General features: G+C 70.6%; 20 protein-coding genes. 16 read left to right on the plus strand and 4 right to left on the minus strand.

Annotated features, from left to right (window positions below):
- Positions 1 to 12: 12 nt before the first annotated feature.
- From DDV73_RS17950 to DDV73_RS17990, 9 genes are read left to right on the plus strand one after another with little or no spacing between them, the layout of a single operon-like run.
- On the plus strand, positions 13 to 378 hold the full coding sequence (locus DDV73_RS17950) for an L-rhamnose mutarotase (protein ID WP_109508640.1): 366 nt from the start codon (positions 13 to 15) through the stop codon (positions 376 to 378).
- Between the two features lie 6 nt (positions 379 to 384).
- Positions 385 to 1,563 carry an L-rhamnose isomerase gene (gene rhaI, locus DDV73_RS17955; RefSeq protein WP_109508641.1) on the plus strand — a complete coding sequence of 393 codons (1,179 nt, stop codon included), beginning with the start codon at positions 385 to 387 and terminating at the stop codon, positions 1,561 to 1,563.
- A gap of 28 nt (positions 1,564 to 1,591) precedes the next feature.
- Entirely contained in the window at positions 1,592 to 3,628 is a 2,037-nt protein-coding gene (locus DDV73_RS17960; RefSeq protein WP_109508642.1) for a bifunctional aldolase/short-chain dehydrogenase, read from the plus strand.
- Positions 3,625 to 5,094 (plus strand): rhamnulokinase, encoded by a 1,470-nt coding sequence (locus DDV73_RS17965; RefSeq protein ID WP_109508643.1) that lies wholly within the window; start codon positions 3,625 to 3,627, stop codon positions 5,092 to 5,094. The genes DDV73_RS17960 and DDV73_RS17965 overlap by 4 nt, the downstream gene beginning before the upstream one ends.
- Before the next feature lie 4 nt (positions 5,095 to 5,098).
- Positions 5,099 to 5,305, plus strand: coding sequence for a helix-turn-helix domain-containing protein (locus DDV73_RS17970; RefSeq protein WP_109508644.1), 207 nt, complete (start codon positions 5,099 to 5,101; stop codon positions 5,303 to 5,305).
- Positions 5,305 to 6,048 carry a (Fe-S)-binding protein gene (locus DDV73_RS17975; protein ID WP_240617348.1) on the plus strand — a complete coding sequence of 248 codons (744 nt, stop codon included), beginning with the start codon at positions 5,305 to 5,307 and terminating at the stop codon, positions 6,046 to 6,048. Before DDV73_RS17970 ends, DDV73_RS17975 begins: the two co-directional genes overlap by 1 nt.
- Positions 6,045 to 7,475, plus strand: coding sequence for a lactate utilization protein B (locus tag DDV73_RS17980; protein WP_240617349.1), 1,431 nt, complete (start codon positions 6,045 to 6,047; stop codon positions 7,473 to 7,475). The genes DDV73_RS17975 and DDV73_RS17980 overlap by 4 nt, the downstream gene beginning before the upstream one ends.
- Positions 7,472 to 8,083, plus strand: coding sequence for a LutC/YkgG family protein (locus tag DDV73_RS17985; protein WP_109508645.1), 612 nt, complete (start codon positions 7,472 to 7,474; stop codon positions 8,081 to 8,083). Before DDV73_RS17980 ends, DDV73_RS17985 begins: the two co-directional genes overlap by 4 nt.
- A 58-nt stretch (positions 8,084 to 8,141) precedes the next feature.
- Positions 8,142 to 12,803, plus strand: coding sequence for a family 78 glycoside hydrolase catalytic domain (locus tag DDV73_RS17990; RefSeq protein WP_109508646.1), 4,662 nt, complete (start codon positions 8,142 to 8,144; stop codon positions 12,801 to 12,803).
- Here the strand turns inward: DDV73_RS17990 and DDV73_RS17995 are convergent.
- Complete coding sequence (locus DDV73_RS17995; RefSeq protein WP_109508647.1) at positions 12,758 to 13,219, minus strand: DUF4440 domain-containing protein; 462 nt, start codon at positions 13,217 to 13,219, stop codon at positions 12,758 to 12,760. The two genes, DDV73_RS17990 and DDV73_RS17995, sit on opposite strands and share 46 nt — an antisense overlap.
- Positions 13,220 to 13,266: 47 nt before the next feature.
- Here DDV73_RS17995 and DDV73_RS18000 point away from each other — a divergent pair, with 47 nt between their 5' ends.
- A complete protein-coding gene (locus DDV73_RS18000) occupies positions 13,267 to 14,043 on the plus strand; it encodes an SDR family NAD(P)-dependent oxidoreductase (protein ID WP_109508956.1) in 777 nt (258 codons plus the stop codon).
- 104 nt (positions 14,044 to 14,147) lie between these two features.
- The gene (locus DDV73_RS18005) at positions 14,148 to 15,236 is read left to right on the plus strand and encodes a glycosyltransferase (protein ID WP_161962448.1); all 1,089 of its coding nucleotides are present in this window, start codon (positions 14,148 to 14,150) and stop codon (positions 15,234 to 15,236) included.
- 12 nt (positions 15,237 to 15,248) lie between these two features.
- On the opposite strand, the gene DDV73_RS18010 is transcribed toward DDV73_RS18005, so the two are convergent.
- Entirely contained in the window at positions 15,249 to 15,788 is a 540-nt protein-coding gene (locus DDV73_RS18010; protein WP_161962449.1) for a 2'-5' RNA ligase family protein, read from the minus strand.
- Positions 15,789 to 15,953: 165 nt separating this feature from the next.
- Between DDV73_RS18010 and DDV73_RS18015 the strand changes: the two genes are divergently transcribed.
- From DDV73_RS18015 to DDV73_RS18035, 5 genes are read left to right on the plus strand one after another with little or no spacing between them, the layout of a single operon-like run.
- Positions 15,954 to 16,718, plus strand: coding sequence for an ABC transporter ATP-binding protein (locus tag DDV73_RS18015; protein WP_206050943.1), 765 nt, complete (start codon positions 15,954 to 15,956; stop codon positions 16,716 to 16,718).
- Positions 16,711 to 17,403 (plus strand): ABC transporter ATP-binding protein, encoded by a 693-nt coding sequence (locus DDV73_RS18020; protein WP_109508651.1) that lies wholly within the window; start codon positions 16,711 to 16,713, stop codon positions 17,401 to 17,403. The genes DDV73_RS18015 and DDV73_RS18020 overlap by 8 nt, the downstream gene beginning before the upstream one ends.
- A gap of 58 nt (positions 17,404 to 17,461) precedes the next feature.
- Positions 17,462 to 18,706, plus strand: coding sequence for an ABC transporter substrate-binding protein (locus tag DDV73_RS18025; protein ID WP_109508652.1), 1,245 nt, complete (start codon positions 17,462 to 17,464; stop codon positions 18,704 to 18,706).
- Positions 18,707 to 18,713: 7 nt separating this feature from the next.
- Positions 18,714 to 19,583, plus strand: a complete 870-nt coding sequence (locus tag DDV73_RS18030) for a branched-chain amino acid ABC transporter permease (RefSeq protein ID WP_109508653.1) — start codon at positions 18,714 to 18,716, stop codon at positions 19,581 to 19,583.
- Positions 19,580 to 20,599 carry a branched-chain amino acid ABC transporter permease gene (locus DDV73_RS18035; protein WP_109508654.1) on the plus strand — a complete coding sequence of 340 codons (1,020 nt, stop codon included), beginning with the start codon at positions 19,580 to 19,582 and terminating at the stop codon, positions 20,597 to 20,599. Before DDV73_RS18030 ends, DDV73_RS18035 begins: the two co-directional genes overlap by 4 nt.
- Before the next feature lie 49 nt (positions 20,600 to 20,648).
- Here DDV73_RS18035 and DDV73_RS18040 read toward each other — a convergent pair whose 3' ends face one another.
- On the minus strand, positions 20,649 to 21,116 hold the full coding sequence (locus DDV73_RS18040; RefSeq protein ID WP_206050944.1) for an NUDIX domain-containing protein: 468 nt from the start codon (positions 21,114 to 21,116) through the stop codon (positions 20,649 to 20,651).
- Positions 21,117 to 21,141: 25 nt separating this feature from the next.
- Positions 21,142 to 22,356 carry a helix-turn-helix domain-containing protein gene (locus DDV73_RS18045; RefSeq protein ID WP_109508656.1) on the minus strand — a complete coding sequence of 405 codons (1,215 nt, stop codon included), beginning with the start codon at positions 22,354 to 22,356 and terminating at the stop codon, positions 21,142 to 21,144.
- Between the last annotated feature and the right edge of the window lie 12 nt (positions 22,357 to 22,368).

The following is a 22,368-nucleotide window of genomic DNA, read 5'->3' on the forward strand; positions in this document are numbered from 1 at the left end:
GACCAGCCAGCCATGCGCTACTGCTTCCAGCTGCAAGTGCGGCCGGACCGGATCGACGAGTACGTCGAGCGGCACCGCACCGTGTGGCCGGAGATGCTCCACGCACTCGCTGAGAGCGGGTGGCGCAACTACTCCCTGTTCCTGCGGGCGGATGGGCTCCTGATCGGGTACGTCGAGGCCGACGACCTCGCCACCGCCCAGGCCGCGATGGACCGCACCGAGGTCAACGCGCGCTGGCAGGCGGAGATGGGTGAGCTCTTCGTCGATCTCGACGTCCCGCCCGACCAGGGCTTCCTGCTCCTCGAGGAGGTCTTCCACCTGGAGGACCAGCTCGACGTCGTGCCCACCGGCCAGACCAACGCATCAGAAGGCAGCTGAACCACCATGACGACATTCGCGCAGATCGCCCCGTTGCTCGAGGGACAGGCGATCGAGGTGCCCTCCTGGGCCTACGGCAACTCGGGTACCCGCTTCAAGGTCTTCGGTACGCCGGGCACGCCGCGGACGGTGGCGGAGAAGGTGGCCGACGCCGCCACCGTCCACCGCCTCACCGGCCTCGCGCCGTCGGTGGCGCTGCACATCCCGTGGGACCTGGTCGACGACTTCGCGGCGCTGCGGCGCTACGCCGAGGACCTCGGCGTGGCGCTGGGCACCATCAACTCCAACACCTTCCAGGACGACGACTACAAGCTCGGGGCGCTCACCCACACCGACCCGAAGGTCCGGCAGAAGGCGGTCGACCACCACTACGAGTGCATCGAGGTGATGCACGCGACCGGCTCCCGCGACCTCAAGATCTGGCTTGCCGAGGGCAGCAACTACCCGGGCCAGGCGGATCTGCGCGGCCGTCAGGACCGGCTCGCGGAGGGCCTGCGCACGATCTACGACCGGCTCGACGGCGACCAGCGGCTGGTGCTGGAGTACAAGCTGTTCGAGCCGGCGTTCTACCACACCGACGTCCCCGACTGGGGTACGGCGTACGCCCACGTCGCGGCCCTGGGCGAGCGCGCGGTGGTCTGCCTGGACACCGGCCACCACGCGCCCGGCACCAACATCGAGTTCATCGTCGCCCAGCTGCTGCGGCTGGGGAAGCTCGGCTCGTTCGACTTCAACAGCCGGTTCTACGCCGACGACGACCTCATCGTCGGGGCGGCCGACCCGTTCCAGCTGTTCCGCATCCTGTTCGAGGTGGTGCGCGGCGGCGGCTACGGCCCGGCCAACCCTGATGGGCGCAGCGACGTCGCGTTCATGCTCGACCAGTGCCACAACGTGGAGCCGAAGGTTCCCGGGCAGATCCGCTCGGTGCTCAACGTCCAGGAGATGCTGGCCCGGGCGCTGCTGGTCGACCGCGACGCGCTCGCCGCGGCGCAGGAGAGCGGCGACGTCCTTGGCGCCAACGCGATCTTCATGGACGCCTTCTACACCGACGTCCGCCCCGACCTCGCCGCCTGGCGGGCCGAGCGCGGGCTGCCGGCCGACCCGATCCGCGCGTACGCCGAGTCGGGCTACCAGGCGGAGATCGAGGCCGCCCGCGTCGGCGGCTCGCAGCTGTCCTGGACCTGATTCCGACACCGATACGAGGACCCAACAGATGACCAACCCGGCCGTCGCCGACCTGATCGCCCGCTCCAACAAGCTCGGCGCTGACCCTAAGAACACCAACTACGCCGGCGGCAACACCTCGGTCAAGGGCACCGAGACCGACCCGGTGACCGGCGAGCCGGTCGAGCTGCTGTGGGTCAAGGGCTCCGGCGGCGACCTCGGCACCCTCACCGAGCAGGGGCTCGCTGCCCTGAGGCTGGACCGGATGCGCGCGCTCACCGGCGTCTACCCGGGAGTGGACCGCGAGGACGAGATGGTCGCGGCCTTCGACTACTGCCTGCACGGCAAGGGCGGCGCGGCGCCGTCGATCGACACCGCGATGCACGGCCTGGTCGACGCCGTACACGTCGACCACCTGCACCCCGACGCCGGCATCGCCATCGCCACGGCCGCCGACGGCGAGGCACTGACCAAGGAGATCTACGGCGACCGGGTGGTCTGGGTGCCGTGGCGGCGGCCCGGGTTCCAGCTGGGCCTGGACATCGCCGCGGTCAAGGCCGACCACCCGCAGGCCGTCGGGTGCATCCTCGGCGGCCACGGCATCACCGCGTGGGGAGACACCTCCGACCAGTGCCAGCGGAACTCGCTGTGGATCATCCGCACCGCCGAGCAGTACCTGAAGAAGCACGGGAAGAAGAACCCGTTCGGCGCCCGGGTGAAGCGGTTCGAGCCGCTCCCGAAGGCCGCGCGCCGGGCCCGGGCGGCCGAGCTCGCGCCGCTGCTGCGCGGCGTCGCCTCCCAGGACCGGCCGATGGTGGGTCACTTCACCGACGACAAGGTGGTCCTCGACTTCCTGGCGTCCCGCAACCACCCGCGGCTCGCCGAGCTCGGCACCTCCTGCCCCGACCACTTCCTGCGCACCAAGGTCAAGCCGATGCTGCTCGACCTGGCGCCCGGCGCGCCGTTGGAGAAGGTGCGGGCGCGCGTCGCCGAGCTGCACGCCGCCTACCGCGCCGACTACGCGGCGTACTACGACCGGCACGCGACGCCCGACAGCCCGGCGATGCGAGGTGCGGACCCGCTGGTGATCCTGGTGCCAGGGGTCGGGATGTTCTCGTACGGCAAGGACAAGCAGACCGCCCGAGTGGCGGGCGAGTTCTACGTGAACGCGATCAACGTGATGCGCGGCGCCGAGGGGGTGTCGACGTACCAGCCGATCGAGGAGTCGGAGAAGTTCCGGATCGAGTACTGGGCGCTGGAGGAGGCCAAGCTCCAGCGGATGCCGGCGCCCAAGCCGCTCGCCACCCGGATCGCGCTGGTCACCGGTGCCGCCTCCGGCATCGGCCTCGCGACGGCCCGGCGGCTGGCCGCCGAGGGCGCCTGCGTCGTCATCGCCGACCTTTCGCTGGAGAAGGCGCAGGCCGCGGCCGCCGAGATTGGAAGCGCTGATGTCGCCGTCGGCGTACAGGTGGACGTCGCCGACGCCGACGCCGTCCAGGCCGCGGTCGACGCTGCGGTGCTCGCCTTCGGCGGGGTCGACCTCGTGGTCAACAACGCGGGCCTGTCGCTCTCGCGCTCCCTGCTGGAGACCACCGAGGAGGACTGGGACCGCCAGCACGACGTGATGGCGAAGGGCTCCTTCCTCGTGTCGCGGGCCGCGACCCGGGTGATGGTCGAGCAGGGGATGGGCGGCGACATCGTCTACATCTCTTCGAAGAACTCCGTCTTCGCCGGCCCGAACAACCTCGCGTACGGCGCCGCGAAGGCCGACCAGGCCCACCAGGTGCGGCTGCTCGCGGCCGAGCTCGGCGAGCACGGCATCAAGGTCAACGGCGTCAACCCCGACGGAGTCGTCCAGGGATCGGGCATCTTCGCCGGCGGCTGGGGCGCCAAGCGGGCCGCGGTGTACGGCGTCGACGAGAAGGACCTCGGCAGGTTCTACGCCCAGCGCACCCTGCTCAAGCGCGAGGTGCTACCCGACCACATCGCCAGCGCGGTGTTCGTGCTCTGCAGTTCGGACCTGAGCCACACCACCGGGCTGCACGTTCCGGTCGACGCGGGCGTCGCGGCGGCCTTCCTGCGATGAGTAGCGGCAGCTCGACGGTCCGGGTCGCGGCGGTCGACCTGGGGGCGACCAGCGGCCGGGTGATGGCAGGGCGGGTGCGGGACGGCCGCGTCGAGATCGACGAGCTGCATCGCTTCCCCAACGGCGCCGTACCCGTCAACGGCTCGCTCTTCTGGGACGTCCTCGGCATCCACCGAGAGGTGCGCGCCGGCATCGCCGAGGTTGCTCGCACCGGCCCTCTGCACGGCATCGGCATCGACTCCTGGGCGGTCGACTACGGGCTGCTGGACCGGGACGGGCAGCTGCTCGGCCAGCCGTTCAGCCATCGCGACTCCCGCACCGACGGCGTCGCCGACAAGGTCGCCGAGCAGCTCGGCGCCGCCCGGCTGTACGCCGCGACCGGCATCCAGCAGCTGCCGTTCAACACGCTCTACCAGCTGGTCGCGGCGCAGGGGAGTGCGGCGCTGGAGGCGGCCGAGACGCTGCTTCTGCTGCCGGACCTGCTGGGCTACTGGCTGACCGGCGTCCGGGGCGCCGAACGCACCAACGCCTCCACGACCCAGCTGTACGACGTCCGCGCCGGCGTCTGGGCGGCCGAGCTGCTCGACGACCTGGGCCTGCCGCGGCGCATCCTGCCGCCGCTCCGAGATCCCGGTGCGGTGGTGGGCCCGCTGCTGCCCGAGGTCGCGCAGGAGCTGGCGGTGGCCGCCGACGTACCGGTCATCGCGGTGGGCTCGCACGACACCGCGTCCGCCGTGGTCGGCGTACCGGCGGCGAACGACCGGTTCGCCTACATCTCGTCAGGGACCTGGTCACTGGTCGGCCTCGAGCTCGACGCGCCGGTGCTCACCGAGGCTGCCCGACTGGCCGACTTCACCAACGAGGGCGGCGTCGACGGGACCGTGCGGTTCCTCAAGAACGTGATGGGCCTCTGGGTGCTGTCGGAGTCGCTGCGCGCCTGGCATACCGACCTGCCGTCCCTGCTCGCGGCCGCCGCGGCGCTGGAACCGCTTCGGACCGTCGTCGACATCGACGACCCGCGGCTGCTGCCGCCAGGCACCGCCAACGACCCGATGCCCGAGCGGGTGGTCGCGCTGGCCCGCGAATCCGGGGAGCCGGTGCCGGACACGCCGGCTGCGGTCACCCGGTGCATCCTCGACAGCCTGGCCGTGGCCTACCGGCGGCAGCTCCGGACCGCGCTCGCGCACGCCGATCGCGAGGTCGAGGTCGTCCACGTCGTCGGCGGCGGCGCCCAGAACGAGCTGCTCTGCCAGCTCACCGCCGACGCCTGTGGACTGCCGGTGCTGGCCGGCCCGACCGAGGCGGCAGCACTCGGCAACGTCCTGGTGCAGGCGCGGACCCTGGGTGCCGCGGTGCCCGACCTGACCGCCATGCGGGCCGTGGTCCGCGGCTCCTGCGAGCTACGGCGCTACGAGCCGAGGCGGGGACCGGACTGGGCCGCGGCCGAGGCGCGGGCCGTGAGGTGAGCCGATGGGCCGACCGCCTGCCGACCTGGACCCGGCACAGATCGAGGTCCTCGCGCTGCTCGCCGAGGGTCACACGATCGACGGGATCGCGCGTCGGCTCGACGTCTCCGAGCGCACCGTCCGCCGCCGGCTGCGGATGGCGGCAGACACGATGGGTGCCAGCTCGATGATCGAGGCCGTGGTCCGCGCCGTACGCGGCGGGGTGATCTGATGCGCGAGATCGGTGGGATGAAGGTGGCGCTGCAGGTCACCTGCCTCAACGACGCCCTGTTCCCCGGCACCGGGATCGCCGTCGTCCGGCTGCTGCACCGGCTCGGGGTGGACGTGGACTTCCCGGAGGCGCAGACGTGCTGCGGCCAGCCGATGGTGAACACCGGCTACCTCGACGAGGCGGTGCCGGCGGTGCGTGCCTTCGTCTCGGCCTTCGAGGGGTACGACGCGATTGTGACGCCGTCCGGCTCGTGCGCCGGCTCGGCCCGCCATCAGCACGCGCTGGTCGCGAAGCGCTCGGGAGATCCCGGGCTCGCGCGGGTGGTCGCGGAGACCTCGCCGCGTACCTACGAGCTGTCGGAGTTCCTGGTCGATGTGTTGGGCGTGACCGACGTGGGCGCCTACTTCCCGCACCGGGTCACCTACCACCCGACCTGCCACTCGCTACGGATGCTCGGGGTGGGTGACCGGCCGAGGCGGCTCCTGGAACAGGTGCGCGGACTGCGGCTCGTGGACCTGCCGCATGCCGACGAGTGCTGCGGCTTCGGCGGCACCTTCGCCGTCAAGAACGCCGACACCTCCATCGCCATGGGCGCCGACAAGGCCCACCACGTGCGGTCGACCGGAGCCGAGGTGCTGGTCGCCGGCGACAACTCCTGCCTGATGCACATCGGCGGCCTGCTGTCCCGCCAGCGGTCCGGCGTACGAGTGCTGCATTTGGCCGAAGTGCTGGCAAGCCAGTGACCGCGACCTTCGTCGGGATGCCGGCGTTCCCCACCGCGGCGCGGGAGAAGCTGGCCGACAGCCAGCTGCGCGGCAACCTGGCCCGGGCGACCGGCACCATCCGCGCCAAGCGCGCGGCGGCGGTCGCCGAGGTGCCGGAGTGGGAGTCGCTCCGGCTGGCCGGCGCCGCCGTGAAGGACCGCGCGCTCCACGACCTCGACCGGCAGTTGGTCCGGCTGGAGGCGTCGCTGACCGCGCGGGGTGCGACCGTGCACTGGGCGCGGGACGCCGCCGATGCGAACGCGATCGTGGTGGACGTCGCCCGCGCCCACGACGCCGACGAGGTGGTCAAGGTCAAGTCGATGGTGACCCAGGAGATCGGGCTCAACGAGGCACTTGAAGCCGAGGGCATCGCAGCCTGGGAGACCGATCTGGCCGAGCTGATCGTGCAGCTCGGCGACGACCTGCCGAGCCACATCCTGGTGCCCGCGATCCACCGCAACCGAGCCGAGATCCGCGAGATCTTCGACCGTCGGATGGCCGACGTCGGCCGGCCGGCACCCGACGGCCTCACCGACGATCCCGCGGCGCTGGCCGAGGCGGCGCGGGAGCACCTGCGGGAGAAGTTCCTGCGGTCCACGATGGCGGTCTCGGGCGCCAACTTCGCGGTCGCCGAGACCGGCACGCTCGTGGTCGTGGAGTCGGAGGGCAACGGCCGGATGTGCCTCACCCTCCCGAAGGTGCTGGTCAGCGTCGTCGGCATCGAGAAGGTGGTGCCGACCTGGGCCGAGCTCGACCCGCTGCTGCGGCTGCTGCCGCGTTCCTCGACAGGCGAGCGGATGAACCCGTACACCTCGATGTGGACCGGCGTGATACCGGGCGACGGGCCGCAGGAGGTCCACGTCGTCCTCCTCGACAACGGCCGCACCCGGGCGCTGGCTGACGAGGTCGGCCGCCAGGCGCTGCGCTGCATCCGGTGCTCGGCGTGCCTGAACGTGTGCCCGGTCTACGAGCGCACCGGAGGGCACGCCTACGGGTCGGTCTACCCCGGGCCGATCGGCGCGATCCTCAACCCGCTGCTGCGCGGCACCGGCGACGCCCAGACCGACTCGCTGCCCTACGCCTCCACGCTGTGCGGTGCCTGCTTCGAGGCCTGCCCGGTGCGCATCGACATCCCGTCCGTCCTGGTCGACCTGCGCGCCCAGGTCGTCGACGGGCATCGCGGCGACGCCGTGCCGAAGCCCGAGGCTGCGGCGATGTCGGCCGTGTCGTGGGTCTTCGGCCGGCCTCGACGGCTGGCCGCCGCAGAACGTGTGAGCGGGCTGGCCACGCGGTTGGCCCGGCGGCTGCCCGGCCCGGCCGCCGCATGGACCGACGCCCGCGATCTGCCGACGCCACCGCGGGAGTCGTTCCGCGCCTGGTGGCGGCGTACCGGAGGTGGCGGATGAGTGCGCGGGAGGAGATCCTCGGCCGAGTACGCCGGGCACTCGACGGGGTCACGGCCGACCCGACGCCGGTCCCGGCGCCCTCCGGAGCTCGGCCGGAAGACCTGATCGGCCACTTCGTCGAGCGGGTCACCGACTACCGGGCGACCGCGATCGTGGTCGCCGCCGACCAGGTGCCAGCAGCCATCGAGACCGCGCTTGCAGGCCGGACGCCGATCGTCCCGGCCGGCCTCGCCTGGCCGGTCGGTGGCATCTCCGACACCGGCCAGAGTGCCGCCGAGCTGGACGCCGTCGAGGCGGTGGTCACCGGCGCCGCACTCGGCATCGCCGAGACCGGCACCCTGGTCCTCGACCACGGCCCCGGCCAGGGCCGGCGGGCTCTCAGCCTGGTCCCCGACGTACACATCTGCGTGGTGCGCGCCGACCAGGTCGTCGCCGACGTATCCGACGCGATCGCGCTCCTCGACCCGGACCGCCCGCAGACCTGGATCAGCGGCCCGTCGGCCACCAGCGACATCGAGCTCGACCGGGTCGAGGGCGTCCACGGCCCGCGCCAGCTGCACGTGATCGTCGTCGTCCCGTGTCCAGAATCGGACAATCCGTTGCTGTGAGCGAGTGACCTCGTTCACACTCAGTGAAACGTTTCACTGCCTGCCTTCGAGGAGCGTCATGCGCAAGCTGATCTCCGGTGTGATCGCCGCCGGTCTCATCGCGACCGTTGCCCCGGCGACGCCCGCCCTGGGTGCCGCCGCGGCTGTCACCCGTCCCGCCGAGCCGTCGAGTACGACCGTCACCGACCTGAGGACCAACGCCCTCGAGGACCCGCTCGGCATCGCGCCCACCGCGCCGAACCTGAGCTGGCAGCTCGAGTCGGACCGTCGCGGCGTCAGCCAGCGGGCCTACGAGATCCACGTCGCCTCGCCCGAGGCGGCCCTCGACGACCCGGACGTCTGGGACAGCAACAAGGTCAGCTCGGGCCGCTCGGTCGATGTGCGGTACGGCGGCCCGGCACTCCGGCCGCGCGCCGGCTACGTCTGGTCGGTCAGGGTCTGGGACGACAAGGGGAACGTCTCCGGCTGGAGCGAGCCCGCCCGGTTCGACACCGCGCGCGGCGACCTGCCGTGGACCGCCGACTGGATCGGCGCCGACGCACCCGAGCTCGGCGCAGAGTGGACCGACTACACGATCGAGTTCACCGCATCCGACATCAGCGGCGCGCTCGGGGTCTACTTCCGTGGCGAGGGCACCGAGAACGCCTACATGTGGCAGCTCAGCGACGCCGAGAACTCGCTGCGCCCGCACGTCAAGCGCAACGGCGGCTACTCCGTGCTCGCCGCCAAGCCGTTCCCGGCCGGCTTCGACTTCGCCGCCGAGCACGACTACGCCATCGCCGTCGCGGGCAGCACGATCACCACCTCGGTCGACGGCCAGGTGCTCGACGAGCGCACCGACACCACCTTCGCCGGCCCCGGCGTGATGGGCTTCCGGACCAGCAACGACGAGCGCGGCCTGGTACACGACGTGAAGGTCACCAGCGCCGACGGCAGGGTGCTCGTCGAGAGCGACTTCCCGGCCGGCGACCGGACGTTCGCCGCCGGGACGGTCACCGCCGACGGCCTGCGCGTCGACCGCGCCGGAGGCGAGGCGTGGCTGCGCCAGTACGAGCCGGTCCCGCTGCTGCGCAAGGAGGTCGACCTCGGCGACAAGGAGGTGACGCGGGCGCGCGTCTACGCATCGGCCCGCGGCGTCTACGAGCTGCGCCTCAACGGCGAGCGGGTCGGCGACGCCGAGCTCGCGCCCGGCTGGACGGCGTACGACAAGCGCATCGACTACCAGACCTACGACGTCACCGACCAAGTGCGCGCGGGCGAGAACGTGCTCGGCGCCGAGGTCGCGCCCGGCTGGTACACCGGCAAGGTCGCGATGTTCGGCACCGACGTCTACGGCACCGACACCTCGGTCATCGCCGAGCTCGTCGTCGAGTACGCCGACGGCACCAGCACCGTGATCGGGACTGACGAAAGCTGGCGGACCAGCGGTGGGCCGACCGTCGAGGCAGACCTCCTCGACGGGGAGGCGTACGACGCCCGGGTTGCGGCCGAGATCGATGGCTGGGACGAGCCCGGCTTCGACGCGGAGACAGCGGAGTCGTGGGACCCGGTCGCGGTGCGCGAGGAGCCGACCGGCGTCCTCGAGCCGCAGACCGCCGTCGACGTGCGGGTCACCGAGGAGCTGGAGACCGCCGAGCGCATCGACTCGCCCACCGAGGGCGTGTACCTCTACGACCTGGGCCAGAACATGGTCGGCCACGTCCGGCTGACCCTGCAGGGCCAGCCGGGCCAGACCGTGAAGATCCGGCACGGCGAGGTGCTCAACCCCGACGGGACGCTCTACACCGCGAACCTGCGCACTGCGAAGGCGACCGACTACTACACCTTCGCCTCAGGCGAGCCCGAGACCTTCGAGCCGTCGTACACCTTCCACGGCTTCCGCTACGTCGAGATCTCCGGCGTCGACGAGGCGCCGGACGCCGCCGACCTGGTCGGCGTGGTCGTCGGCACCGACGGCAACCTGACCAGCACCCTGGACACCAGCTCGGACCTGGTCGACCAGCTGCACAGCAACATCGTCTGGGGCATGCGCGGGAACTTCCTGTCGATCCCGACCGACACCCCGGCCCGCGACGAGCGGATGGGCTGGACCGGCGACATCAACGTGTTCGCCCGGACCGCGGCGTACAACATGGACGCCCAGTCGTTCCTCACCAAGTGGCTGCAGGACCTGCGCGACACCCAGCGCCCGAACGGCTCGCTGCCCGGTGTCGCGCCGACCGTCCCCGGCCGGTTCGACGGCGGCTACGAGTCGGCGGGCTGGATGGACGCCGGCGTGCACGTGCCGTGGACCCTGTGGCAGGCGTACGGCGACACCGACGTGATCCGCGAGAACTACGACATGATGAAGCGGTACGTCGACTTCCTCGCCGCCGACTCGACCAACCACATCCGCTCCGCGGGCGGCTACCTCGACTGGCTCAACCTCGACGACCCGACGCCGGCCGACGTGCTGGACACCGCGTTCGTCGCCAAGAGCACCCGTGAGTTCGCCCAGATGGCGAAGGCGGTCGGCAACGACGCCGACGCGGCGGCGTACCAGCAGCGCTACGAAGCGATCCGCGACGCCTACCGCGCCGCGTTCATCTCCGCGGACGGCACCGTCAAGGGCGACAGCCAGACGGCGTACATCCTCACCCTCACCAACGACCTGGAGCCGGCCGACCGGCGGGACGCGGTGGTCGACCAGTTCGTGCAGACCCTCGAGCGCCGCGACTACCACCTGTCGACCGGCTTCCTCGGCGTCGACGGGCTGCTGCCGGCGCTGACCGAGGCCGGGCGCACCGACATCGCCTACCGGCTGCTGCAGCACGAGAACTACCCGTCGTGGGGCTACGAGATCGGGTGGGGCGCCACCACGGTCTGGGAGCGCTGGAACTCCATCAACCCCGACGGCACCTTCAACGACGTCGGCATGAACTCCTTCAACCACTATGCGTACGGCGCGGTCGGCGAGTGGATGTACGGCACGATGGCCGGCGTCTCGGCCGCCGAGCCGGGCTACCGGAAGGTGCGGATCGCCCCGGAGCCGGGTGGGGGCATCGACGAGGTCGACTACAGCCACGAGACGCCGTACGGGACGGTGCGCAGCGCCTGGCGCACGGCGGGTGGAGCGTTGGCCCTGGACGTCACGGTGCCGGCGAACGCCACCGCCGAGGTCCGGGTGCCCGCCGCGAACCGGTGGGCGGTCAGGGAGGGCGGCAAGCCGATCGGTGAGGTCGACGACGTGAGGTTCGTGCGCTTCGAGGACGGCGACGTGGTTCTCGAGGTCGGCTCGGGTGACTACGCGTTCCAGGTCGACCTGGTGCTCGGCGACCTCGGCGGCGCACGCGAGCAGGCCGGGGCGTTCGCCGACGACGTCGACGCGCTGCAGGTCAGGGGAGTGGCGGGCACGGTGGCCAAGCGTCACCTCCAGCTGGTCACGAAAGCGCTGCGCACCGAGATCCAGGACGCCTGGCGGCTGCACGCTCGCGGTGCCAGCGCCCAGGAGACGGCGTCGGCAGCGCACCGCGCGCTAGCCAAGGCGGCGGACCTCGACCGGTGGCTGCGGACGTACGGCGAGCACGGGCTGCTGGACGACGCGGCGGTCGCGGCACTGCGGCAGTCGCTGACCGGGATCGACCGCACGCTGTCGCGCGCGTCCTCCCGTCTGGTCGGTGCCGTGGCGTCGCTGCGGCTACCGGCCGAGGAGATCCTGCCGGGGGCGGTGGTCCGGGTTGTGGCGGAGCTGGAGAACGCCGGCCGGAGCACCCTGACCGGTGTCGACTCCACCCTGGTGGCTCCCACGGGCTGGACGGTGAAGCCGGTCGGCAGCCACCAGTCCACGGTGCCGACCCGGGGCACGGCCAAGCATGCGTACGACGTCGCCGTGCCGGCCGACGCGTCGGCCGGCACGGCCGGGCTGACTGGCTCGGTGTCCTACCAGTACTCCGGCGGCCGGGCGACGCTGCCGCTCTCGGCGGACGCGCCGGTCGCCCCCGGGGTTGCGATCACCGGCACCGCTGTCTCGCCGGACACTGTCGACGGCGGCGAGACGGCCACCGTCACGGCGACCCTGCACAACCGCACCGGCGTCGCGCAGTCCGGCGAGCTGACCGCGACGTTGCCTGCAGGCTGGGCGGCGGTCGAGCCGGCGGTTTACGACCTGGCGCCGGGTGAGACCGCGGACGTGCCGCTCGAGATCGCCGTACCGCTCACCGTCGCCGCCGGCGCCGCGTCGGTGACGGTCGCGACCGGCTCGACGGCTGCCGAGCAGGCGTTGGCGACGGTGTCGGTGGCGCTGCCGACACCGCCGGCCGCGGTCACGGACCATGTCGACCTCGGCAACGGCGCGTCGGAGACCGCGCACCGGCTCACCGCCTCGCAGCACTCCGGGACCAACGTCGAGGCCGGCCTGACCCGTCGCTACACGCATTCGTCGTTCCCGGGCGGCTGGTTCGAGGTCGACGTCGCGGTCCCGACCGACGGGCGGTTCCTGGTGCGGCTGATCGAGACGTTCGACGGAGCCAAGCGCAAGACGTACGACGTCGAGCTCGACGACGCCGTCGTCCACAGCGTCGACCTCCCGCGCGCCCAGGGCGGTCAGGGCACGATCGTCCACCAGTTCGTGGTGGAGCCGTCGGCGGCCACGGCCGACGGCACGGTGCGGCTGCGGTTCCGCGACACCGGCGCCGACTACGACCCGTCGGTCGCCGATCTCTGGGTGGTCCCGGTGGGCTGAGGGGGCTCGTCATCCCAGGCGGCGGCGCTGATTCGCCAGCCGGCGGTGGTGCGGACGAACTGGATCGTCTTCATCCCGCGGCCGGTGAACGCGACGCCGTCCTGGGCGCCCTCCTTGGCGTAGCCGCCGAACCAGTGGGCGATGTCGCCGTACACCTCGAGCCGGCCGGTCAGCGGCCACTCGCGGAAGCCGGTGAGGGCGCCAGAGGTGAGCAGCTCGCGCCGCGGCGCGATGAACTCCGCGACGGTGTAGGCAAGCGGCTCGCTACCGCAGGTGCGCACGATCACCGCCTCTGGCAGGAACAGGTCCGGCAGCGCATCCAGCCGAGCCTCGCAGTCCGGACCGGAGACGAACGCCGCGAAGAAGGTGCTGACGATCTCGTCGAGCGCGGCTCGATCCGGTGTGACCTGCTCCATACGGTGAGTATGCCGAGCGGCCGGTGACGCGCCCTATGCTCCGGTCCATGGACATCACCGGAGCAAGTGCGATCGTCACCGGCGGCGCGTCGGGAATCGGTGCCGCCGTCGCCCGTCAGCTGGCCGCCAAGGACGTCAAGGTCGTCGTCGCCGACCTCAACGCCGAGCGGGGCGAGGCGCTCGCCACCGAGCTGGGTGGCGCGTTCGTGCGGGTCGACGTCACCGACACCGAGCAGATCCAGGCGGCCGTCGACAAGGCGAGCGAGCTGGGGGAGCTGCGGGTGCTGGTGAACTCGGCCGGCATCGGCTGGGCGCAGCGCACGATCGGCCGCGACGGCGACCCGGCGTCGGCCCACGACCTTGGGGCGTTCACCCAAGTGGTCGCGATCAACCTGATCGGCACCTTCGACGCGATCCGGCTCGCCGCCACGGCGATGTCGCGCAACGAGCCCGACGAGGGCGGCGAGCGTGGCGCGATCGTGAACATGGCGTCGGTAGCCGCGTTCGACGGCCAGATCGGGCAGGCGTCGTACTCCGCGTCGAAGGGTGGCGTGGTCGGGATGACGCTGCCGGTCGCCCGTGACCTCTCGGCCGTCGGCATCCGGGTGAACACGATCGCGCCGGGCCTGATCGACACCCCGATCTACGGCGAGGGCGAGGCGTCCGAGGAGTTCAAGGCGAACCTCGCCAAGAACGTGCTGTTCCCGAAGCGCCTCGGCACGCCCGACGAGCTTGCCTCGATGGTGATCGAGTGCCTCACCAACTCGTTCATGAACGGCGAGACCATCCGCGTCGACGGCGGCATCCGGATGCCACCCAAGTAGCAGCGCACCAGGACCTGGGATCCCGGCTACCTGCGGGCCGGATGCGGAGCATCCGTGTTGTCCGTAGTGGTCGAGTAGGGCGCCTTTCGGCAGAATCCGAGGGCATGAAGCTCGCCTTCGCGGCCATCCCCGCCTTCGGGCACGTCCTGCCAATGGTGCCCCTCGCCGAGGCAGCGACCAGAGCGGGGCACGAGGTGACCTTCGTGGCTGACACGAAGTTCGCCGGACGGCTCCCGGTGCCCGTTCTCCAAGGGGTTCCCGAAGGGCAGACGCTTGCGGATGTCACGGTGGAGGCGAAGGCCGCGATGCTAGACCGCGACGACCCGATGGCGTGGCCGAAAGCGCTGTTCGGCGTCGTGATGCCGCGCCACACGGCACCGCGGCTACTCGCCGCCTGGGCGGACGACGGCCCGCCAGACGTGGTCGTGCACGAGGCACTCAATGTTGGAGCGGCCAAGGCGGCAGCCGAGACCGGCATCCCGGCGGTCGCCTTCCACATCGGTCTGGCGCCAGCCGAGATGCTCCTCGCGATGCTCGCGCCGATGGTCGGGGTGCCGATCGGTCCGGTCATCGACCCGGTGCCGCCCACGTGTCAGCGCCCCGGTCGCTCATCACTCGATCGGCTTCCGATCCGATCGGTGGCGTGGAGTGACTCGACGACGACGCTGCCGGCGTGGCTGTCCCGTGGCACCGGCGTCACGGCGTACCTCACTCTCGGCACGGTTGCGTTCGAAGCCGTCGACGTGCTCCGCCGATCGGTACTCGAGACGGCCGAACGGTGCGAGCGGGTGCTTGTCGCGGTGGGCCCGGAGGGCGACCCGGCGGCCCTCGGCAACCTGCCTGCGCACGTCCACGTCGAGAGATACGTCGACCAGGCGGCCGTCTTGGGCCGCGTCGACGTGGTCATCCACCACGGCGGCACCGGCACCGTCCTTGGCTGTCTCGCGGCCGGCGTCCCGCAGGTGATCACGCCGCAGGGCGCAGACCAGTTCCTGAACGCCGAGCGGCTCGCCGAGCTCGACCTGGGCAGCGTGGTCGACAACGACGCGGAGCCTGGTGCGGTCGCGACCGCGGTCGAGCGGGCGTTGACCGACCCGGGGCTCCGTGCGCGGACTGACGCCGTGCGCAGCGAGATCGCCGCGATGCCGGATCCCGCCGAGGTCGTGGCGGTCCTTGAGCGGCGGCTCAGCTGAAGTAGCGCCCCGTCAGCGTTCGGTGCCCAGCGGCAGGGTGGCAACGGTGTGCCACGAGTTCGGCCGGTCGGTGCCGGCGATGAGCAGCGCGTGCTCGATGGTGGCGCGGACCGGGAGCCGGCCGCGGATCTCGGCCTCGGCGGCCCTGAGCTGTTCGGTGGTGCCGTGGCCGGCCACGCCCACGGTGAGGTGCGGGACGACGTCGTCGTGCTTCCCCTCGTACGGCGGGTGCTCGGGGAACTCCGCGGCGACCGCGTCGATGAGGCGGCGGAACTCCTGCTCGCGGTCCGGCGCCAGCCACAGCAGGTCGTCGCCGAACCACCGGCACGCCGCGAACACGCAGTCGAACGCCGGCGTCGCGGCGATCACTGTGGCGAGCCGCGAGACGACGTCCTCGTCCACGTCCTGGGGAGCGACGAACGGGTAGAGGACCGTGATGTGCGCGGGCACTCCCCGCGCCGCCGCAGGGTCCAGCCGCAGCCGGTGCCGGGCGACGACGGCCTCCGCCGCATGGATGGGGACGATCACCGCGGTCTGGGTTGGGCCGTGCATATCTGATCGTTGCAGACCGCGAGTTCCAGCTGGTGTGGGGACTCTCCACACCATCGCTCGGCGGGCTGTGGGAGCGACCACCATGTCGCCTAGGTCACACCGTTCCCTAGCGTTGCCCTCGAACCCCACCGCCCTGGGGGGTGCACCACACAAGCGAGGAGCGGCGTGACGACGACCCACGGAGTGGCCCTTCGCACCGTCAGCCTGACCAAGCAGTTCCGCGGCTTCACGGCGGTGCGCTCGGTCGACCTGGAGGTCGCGCAGGGCGGCGTACACGCCCTGGTAGGCCCCAACGGAGCCGGTAAGACGACCCTGTTCAACCTGCTCACCGGCTTCCTCAGGCCCAGTGACGGCACGATCGTGGTCTTCGGGGAGGACGTCACCGGCCTGCCGCCCGAGAAGATCGCCCGCAAGGGCGTCGCCCGCTCCTTCCAGATCACCAGCCTGTTCGAGAACATGACGCCGCGCGAGCACGTCGAGCTCGCGCTCCAGGGCGGCAGCTCTCAGGGCCTCCGCTTCTGGCGCTCCGAGCGGCTGCTGCGCCGCTACCGCCCGGACGTCGACGACCTCCTCGACCGCGTCGGCCTGTCCGCGCAGGCCGACCGGCCGTCCGGGCTGCTGGCCTACGGACAGAAGCGGGCCCTGGAGCTGGCGCTGGTGCTGGCGCTCGACCCCAAGGTGATGCTGCTTGACGAGCCGACGGCCGGAATGGGCATCGAGGACGTCGACCGCACGGTCGAGCTGATCCGCAGCATCTCCGCGGGCCGGACGGTGGTGTTCGTCGACCACAACATGCACGTCGTCGGCAGCCTCGCCGACCGGGTGACGGTCCTGCAGCAAGGCGAGATCCTCGCCGAGGGCACCTACGACGACGTACGCCGCGACGCACGCGTCGTGACCGCCTACCTGGGGGAGTCGCACGATGCTTGAGGTCGAGAAGCTCAGCTCCTGGTACGGCGAGGCGCAGGCCCTCCACGGCGTGACCCTGCAGGTCCGGGAGGGCGAGGTGGTCACCCTCGTCGGGCGCAACGGCGCCGGCAAGACCACGCTGCTCAGGTCGCTGATGGGACTGCACAAGCAGACCGAGGGCCGGATCGAGCTCCGCGGCCGCGACGTCTCCCGGCTGCCGGCGCACCGGCGCGCCCGGGCGGGGATGGGCTGGGTCCAGGACGACCGCGGCATCTACGCGACCCTCACTGTCGAGGAGAACCTGGTGCTGCCGCCGAGAGTGTCCGACCGCGCCTGGTCCCTCGACGCCGTGTACGACGTGTTCCCGGTGCTCGCCGACCGGCGGCGGGCACCCGGGACGACCCTGTCCGGCGGCGAGCAGCAGATGCTCGCGATCGCGCGCGTGCTCCGCACCGGAGCGTCCCTGTTGTTGCTCGACGAACCGTCGGAGGGGCTGGCCCCGGTCGTCGTCGCCCGGATCGGCCAGATCATCGGCCAGGTCAAGGAGAGCGGCGTCGGCGTGCTGCTGATCGAGCAGAACGTCAGGTTCGCCGCGACCGTGGCCGATCGCCACTACCTGCTGGCGCAGGGCCGGATCGTCGACGCGCTCGACAACGACCAGTTCGTCGCCCGCCAGCAGGACCTGCTCGAGCACCTAGGCATCTGAAGGGCATCTGAGCGAGCTGACCCGCCATGTCAGCGAGACCCAACCACGAGGAGAGATCATGAACCACAAGAAGTTCGCGGCAGGAACTGTCGCGCTCGCGTCGGGGGCGCTGTTCCTGACCGCCTGCGGGGGTGGGCCGAGCTCGTCGGGCGGGGACTTCACCGACGACAAGATCGTGCTCGCCGTACTCAACGACCAGTCCGGGATCTACAAGGACCTGTCCGGCCCCAACAGCGTCAAGGCCGTCGAGATGGCGGTCGCCGACTTCAAGAAGAAGTACGGCGACGACGCGGTCGTCGACGACATCGAGATCGAGTCGGCCGACCACCAGAACGAGCCCGACATCGCCAACACCAAGGCCCAGGAGCTCTACGACCGCAAGGGCGCCGACGTCATCCTCGACGTCCCGACCTCGTCGGCCGCGCTGGCCGTCGCCAACCAGGCCAAGACCAAGAAGAAGCTGTTCATCGACATCGGCGCCGCGACCACCGAGCTGACCGGCGCCCAGTGCAACAAGTACACCTTCCACTGGGCCTACGACACCTACATGCTGGCCAACGGCACCGGGACCTCGGTGACCGAGGGCGGCGCCAAGAACTGGGAGCTGGTCTACCCCGACTACGAGTTCGGGCAGGACATGACCGACCAGTTCTCCGCGGCCATCGAGAAGGCCGGCGGCTCGGTCGACGGCACCATCGCCACGCCGTTCCCCAACGACAACTTCGCGACCTTCCTGACGAAGGCGGCATCGGGTGAGCCGGACGTGATCGGCACCATGCAGGCCGGCGGCGACCTGATCAACGTGGTCAAGCAGTACAACGAGGCGGGGCTGCGCGACCGCGGCATCGACCTCGCCGTGGGTCTGATGTTCATCACCGACATCCACTCGCTCGGCGTCGAGCAGTTCGCCGGCACCACCTTCACCGACGCGTGGTACTGGAACATGGACGAGGAGGCCCGCGCCTGGGCCGACCGGTTCACCGAGGAGACCGACACCCGCCCGTCGTTCGCCCACGCCGCCAACTACTCCGCGGCCCTGCAGTACCTCGAGGCGGTGCAGGCGGCTGGCACCGACAACGCCGACAAGGTCGTCGACCAGCTCGAAGGCAAGAAGGTCGACGACGTCTTCCTGCGCAACGGTGAGATCCGCGCCGAGGACCACCGCGTGATCCACGACGCCTACCTCGCCAAGGTCAAGGACGCCGACGACGTGAAGGAGGAGTGGGACTACGAGGAGATCGTTGCCACGATTCCGGCCGAGGAGGCGTTCCGGCCGGCCGAGGACTCCGACTGCTCGATGTGAGGACCTGATGAGCGACGTACTCCAGTACACGGTGCAGGGCCTGGCCGCCGGCAGCTTCTACGCGCTGGCGGCCCTCGGCCTGGCCATCATCTTCGGCGTCCTCGGGGTCGTGAACTTCGCGCACGGCGCCTTCTACATGCTTGGCGCCGTCACGGCCGCCGTACTGCTCGACACCACCGAGATCGGGCTGTGGTGGGCGCTCCTGGTCGTGCCGCTCCTGCTGTTCGGTTTCGGGGTCGTGGTGGAGCGGCTGCTGGTGCAGTGGCTGCTCCGGCTCGACCCGCTCTACAACTTCCTGCTGACCTTCGGGCTCACGCTGCTGCTGGTCGACCTGGTCAAGCGCAAGTACGGCGTCTCCGGGCTCCCGTACGAGCGTCCCGAGGTCCTCGACGGCAGGTTCGAGCTGCTCGGCGTAGGGCTGCCGAAGTACCAGCTGTTCGTGCTGATCTTCTCGATCGCGGTCTGCCTGGTCGTGTGGCTGGTGATGACGCGCACCAGGATCGGGATGATCGTCCGGGCGTCGACCGAGCGGCCCGAACTGGCCCGGGCCCTCGGCATCAACGTCGGCCGCTGGGTCACTCCGGTCTTCGGCTTCGGCGTCGCGCTGGCGGGCCTGGCCGGAGTGCTGGCGGCGCCGTTCCGCGCGATCACCGCGGACATGGGCAACGACTTCATCATCATCCTGTTCGCCGTCGTCGTGATCGGCGGCCTCGGGTCCATCGTGGGAGCCGTGGTCGGCGGCTTCCTGGTCGGCCTCGTCGAGGCGTTCGGCCAGGCCTACGCGCCGACGTACGCCCAGATCCTGATCTTCGTGCTGATGGCGGCCGTGGTGCTGGTGCGCCCGGCCGGCCTGTTCGGACGGGAGGAGACCGCATGACCGCGCCCACGACCACCACCTCGGTGCTGCCGGACGCCTCGGCCAAGGAGGTGCACGCCGCCATCACCGAGGGTCGCGGGTGGACCCGCTGGGCGCTGCTGGCGGTCGGCCTGGTTGCCGCGCTCGCGCTGCCGTGGATCGTCTACCCGCCGATCGCGATGGACATCGCGGCGATCGCCCTGTTCGCGGTCGCGCTCGACATCCTGCTCGGCTACACCGGCCTGCTCTCATTCGGGCAGGCGGCGTTCTGGGGCAGCTCGGCGTACGTCACCGGGCTGGTCGCGATCCACTACGGCGTGCCGTTCCCGGTGGCGGTCCTGGCCGGCGCCCTGTTCGCGATGGCGCTCGCGGTGCCGATCGGCTACCTGTCGGTGCGCCGCTCCGGCATCTACTTCGCGATGGTGACACTCGCGTTCGCCCAGATGCTCTACTTCCTCGCCAACAAGTGGAGTGACGTGACCGGCGGCGAGAACGGGCTGCAGGCGGTCCCGAAGAACTTCTTCGGCATCGAGCTGGTCGAGACCGACGCGTTCTACTTCTACTACGCCGCGCTGCCGATCATCCTGTTCGGGATGTGGGCGGCCTGGCGGATCGTGCACTCGCCGTTCGGCAGGGTGCTGGTGGCGATCCGCGACAACGCCCCGCGCGCGAGAGCCCTCGGGTACGACGTCGAGCGCTACAAGCTGATCGCCTTCGTCCTCTCCGCGGGGCTCTCGGGACTCGGCGGCGGCGTGTTCGCCATCAGCCACGGCTTCGTCGCGCTGGGCGAACTGCACTGGACCACCTCGGGGGAGGCCGTCCTGATCACGGTCCTCGGCGGGATCGGCACCCTGTGGGGCGGGATCGTCGGCGCCCTGGTCGTGGTCACGATGTCGGACCAGCTGACGTCCTCGGGCTTCGACGGCATCGGGATCATCACCGGCTCGGTGTTCATCGTCGTGGTGCTGCTCTTCCGGCGCGGGATCTGGGGGACCGGCCGGCACGCCTGGTTCCGGTGGCGGGCTCGCCGTCAGTAGCCGTGTCCGGACTAGCGGTGTCCAGCGCGCGCGGGTTCGGTGACCGACATCAGGGGTGGTCGCCGTGCTCAAGGTAGAAGGTGCCGCCGCTGCGACGTGCTTCGAGCGCTCGGGAGATTCGTCGTTCCAGGCGGTCAACTAGGCGTCCGCGTGCGTCCTTGGGTGGGACGAATTCGCACGTGCTCAGTTCATCGCTCGGCAAGACGATGGCGGCGAGCTGGTCAGCTCCCAGGCGGCCACCATCGAAGACGAAGAGGAGCTTGTCTCCCTCGCGCTCGGATGGCGCCCAATCAACCACGAGAAGCCCGCCGACCGCGAGGCTGAGCCCGAGTTCCTCCTTCACTTCGCGATGGCACGCCTCCAGCGGCGTCTCGCCGGGCTCGACATACCCGCCAGGTATGTCCCAGCCATCCTTGTAGGTGGGCTTCACCAGAAGGATGCGATCACTTGCGTCGAAGAAGAGGGCACCTGCCGCGACTCGGGGGCGCGCCATGGGTGGAGCGGATGGCTCAGCCATGTTGCAGACACTAGCCATTGACCAGTTAGGCGACGTTGAGTCGTCTCGCGAGACCGGCGAGTTGAAAGCTCGGCTTGCCGCGTTGCGCACGGATCCAGGTATGTACCAGATGGCGGCTGAGGTAGTGGTACTTGATCTGTTCAGGTGCCTCGCTCTCGGCGTCAAGCAATGCCGAGAGAGCATCATCACGTCGGTTCGCACTGCTGAGGGCCCGGGACACTTCGAGCGCGTGCCGCACTCGACGTTCGACAGGTACGCCTGATGTGTCGATACCCGGGCCCATCGCGACGGCGATCTGGACGTCGCCCAGCTCCATGGCAGTCGACACACGATGGATCGCGACGTTCGTGGGTCCGAACGCTGTCCACAACCTGTTCTCGTCTCTGCCAAGTCGTCGAGCGCAGTCCTCAGCGCCTTGAAGGAAGTCACGCGCTGTAGACCGATCCTCATTTCGCGCTGCTGCCATCGACCCCGCCAAGAGTGCCGTGCCGTGTATCGACAGCATCGTCGGACCAGCCTTGACCATGTGGGGAGCCAAGAACTCGACCGTGTCATGAGTAAGGCGGACTGCCTCGCCGTACGCGCCGGTGGAAAGCAGGGAATGGGTGACTGACCGCAGTAAGGATCCGATCACGACCGGGTTCTCGCTGCGGCGCGCTGCCTCGGTTCCCCGTGAGGACGCGCTCCACGCCAGGTCAGCTTCGCCGAGTTTCGTGAGAACCGTCGCCGCGAGGTGGTAGGCGAGCGCGAGGCGACCGGATGCTGCGCGGTACTCGTCGCCATTGTGCGCCTGCACCGCGAGTCTTCCCGCCGGGATCACTGATAACAGCCCGTGGGTGACATAGCCGAAGCGCGCATCCTGGTACGCGCCCCACAGGTCGGCGACGTCTTCCTCAAGGGCGCCCACGGCGACCGGCTCATGCGGATCGTCGGAGCCCGCGACGTCGGTGACCTCGCGATAATCCATCAAGACCGCGCGAAGCGCAGGAACCGTCCGGTGTCCGCTGTCCTGGGTCCAGTCCATCAAAGAGGGCTCGGCAAGCAAGTCGGCGAGCGAGACATCGAGCGCACCGGCGAGCGCCCGCAGGACCGAGAGCCGATCTAGCTCGATCCGCCCGTTCTCGATTTTGCTGAGCCAGTCGGCAGTACGGCTGACTCTCCCCGCGAGTACCTCTTGCGAAAGGCCCCGACGGCGCCGGTACCAGGCGATTCGCTCGCCGACGGTCAGATCGTTGGTCATTCCCCGCATGGC

Origin of the sequence: Nocardioides speluncae (genome assembly GCF_003121585.1) — a bacterium.
In the GTDB taxonomy this organism is placed as follows: Bacteria; Actinomycetota; Actinomycetes; order Propionibacteriales; family Nocardioidaceae; genus Nocardioides; species Nocardioides speluncae.

Excerpts from the sequence above, each read along its gene's own strand:
- DDV73_RS18010 (WP_161962449.1), bottom strand. The coding sequence starts at position 15,788 with ATGCACGGCCCAACCCAGACCGCGGTGATCGTCCCCATCCATGCGGCG.
- rhaI (WP_109508641.1), top strand. The coding sequence starts at position 385 with ATGACGACATTCGCGCAGATCGCCCCGTTGCTCGAGGGACAGGCGATC.
- DDV73_RS18025 (WP_109508652.1), top strand. The coding sequence starts at position 17,462 with ATGAACCACAAGAAGTTCGCGGCAGGAACTGTCGCGCTCGCGTCGGGG.
- DDV73_RS17975 (WP_240617348.1), top strand. The coding sequence starts at position 5,305 with ATGCGCGAGATCGGTGGGATGAAGGTGGCGCTGCAGGTCACCTGCCTC.
- DDV73_RS18000 (WP_109508956.1), top strand. The coding sequence starts at position 13,267 with ATGGACATCACCGGAGCAAGTGCGATCGTCACCGGCGGCGCGTCGGGA.
- DDV73_RS17995 (WP_109508647.1), bottom strand. The coding sequence starts at position 13,219 with ATGGAGCAGGTCACACCGGATCGAGCCGCGCTCGACGAGATCGTCAGC.
- DDV73_RS17990 (WP_109508646.1), top strand. The coding sequence starts at position 8,142 with ATGCGCAAGCTGATCTCCGGTGTGATCGCCGCCGGTCTCATCGCGACC.
- DDV73_RS17960 (WP_109508642.1), top strand. The coding sequence starts at position 1,592 with ATGACCAACCCGGCCGTCGCCGACCTGATCGCCCGCTCCAACAAGCTC.
- DDV73_RS18040 (WP_206050944.1), bottom strand. The coding sequence starts at position 21,116 with ATGGCTGAGCCATCCGCTCCACCCATGGCGCGCCCCCGAGTCGCGGCA.
- DDV73_RS18030 (WP_109508653.1), top strand. The coding sequence starts at position 18,714 with ATGAGCGACGTACTCCAGTACACGGTGCAGGGCCTGGCCGCCGGCAGC.
- DDV73_RS17985 (WP_109508645.1), top strand. The coding sequence starts at position 7,472 with ATGAGTGCGCGGGAGGAGATCCTCGGCCGAGTACGCCGGGCACTCGAC.
- DDV73_RS18035 (WP_109508654.1), top strand. The coding sequence starts at position 19,580 with ATGACCGCGCCCACGACCACCACCTCGGTGCTGCCGGACGCCTCGGCC.
- DDV73_RS17950 (WP_109508640.1), top strand. The coding sequence starts at position 13 with ATGCGCTACTGCTTCCAGCTGCAAGTGCGGCCGGACCGGATCGACGAG.
- DDV73_RS18005 (WP_161962448.1), top strand. The coding sequence starts at position 14,148 with ATGAAGCTCGCCTTCGCGGCCATCCCCGCCTTCGGGCACGTCCTGCCA.
- DDV73_RS18045 (WP_109508656.1), bottom strand. The coding sequence starts at position 22,356 with ATGACCAACGATCTGACCGTCGGCGAGCGAATCGCCTGGTACCGGCGC.
- DDV73_RS18020 (WP_109508651.1), top strand. The coding sequence starts at position 16,711 with ATGCTTGAGGTCGAGAAGCTCAGCTCCTGGTACGGCGAGGCGCAGGCC.
- DDV73_RS17970 (WP_109508644.1), top strand. The coding sequence starts at position 5,099 with ATGGGCCGACCGCCTGCCGACCTGGACCCGGCACAGATCGAGGTCCTC.
- DDV73_RS17965 (WP_109508643.1), top strand. The coding sequence starts at position 3,625 with ATGAGTAGCGGCAGCTCGACGGTCCGGGTCGCGGCGGTCGACCTGGGG.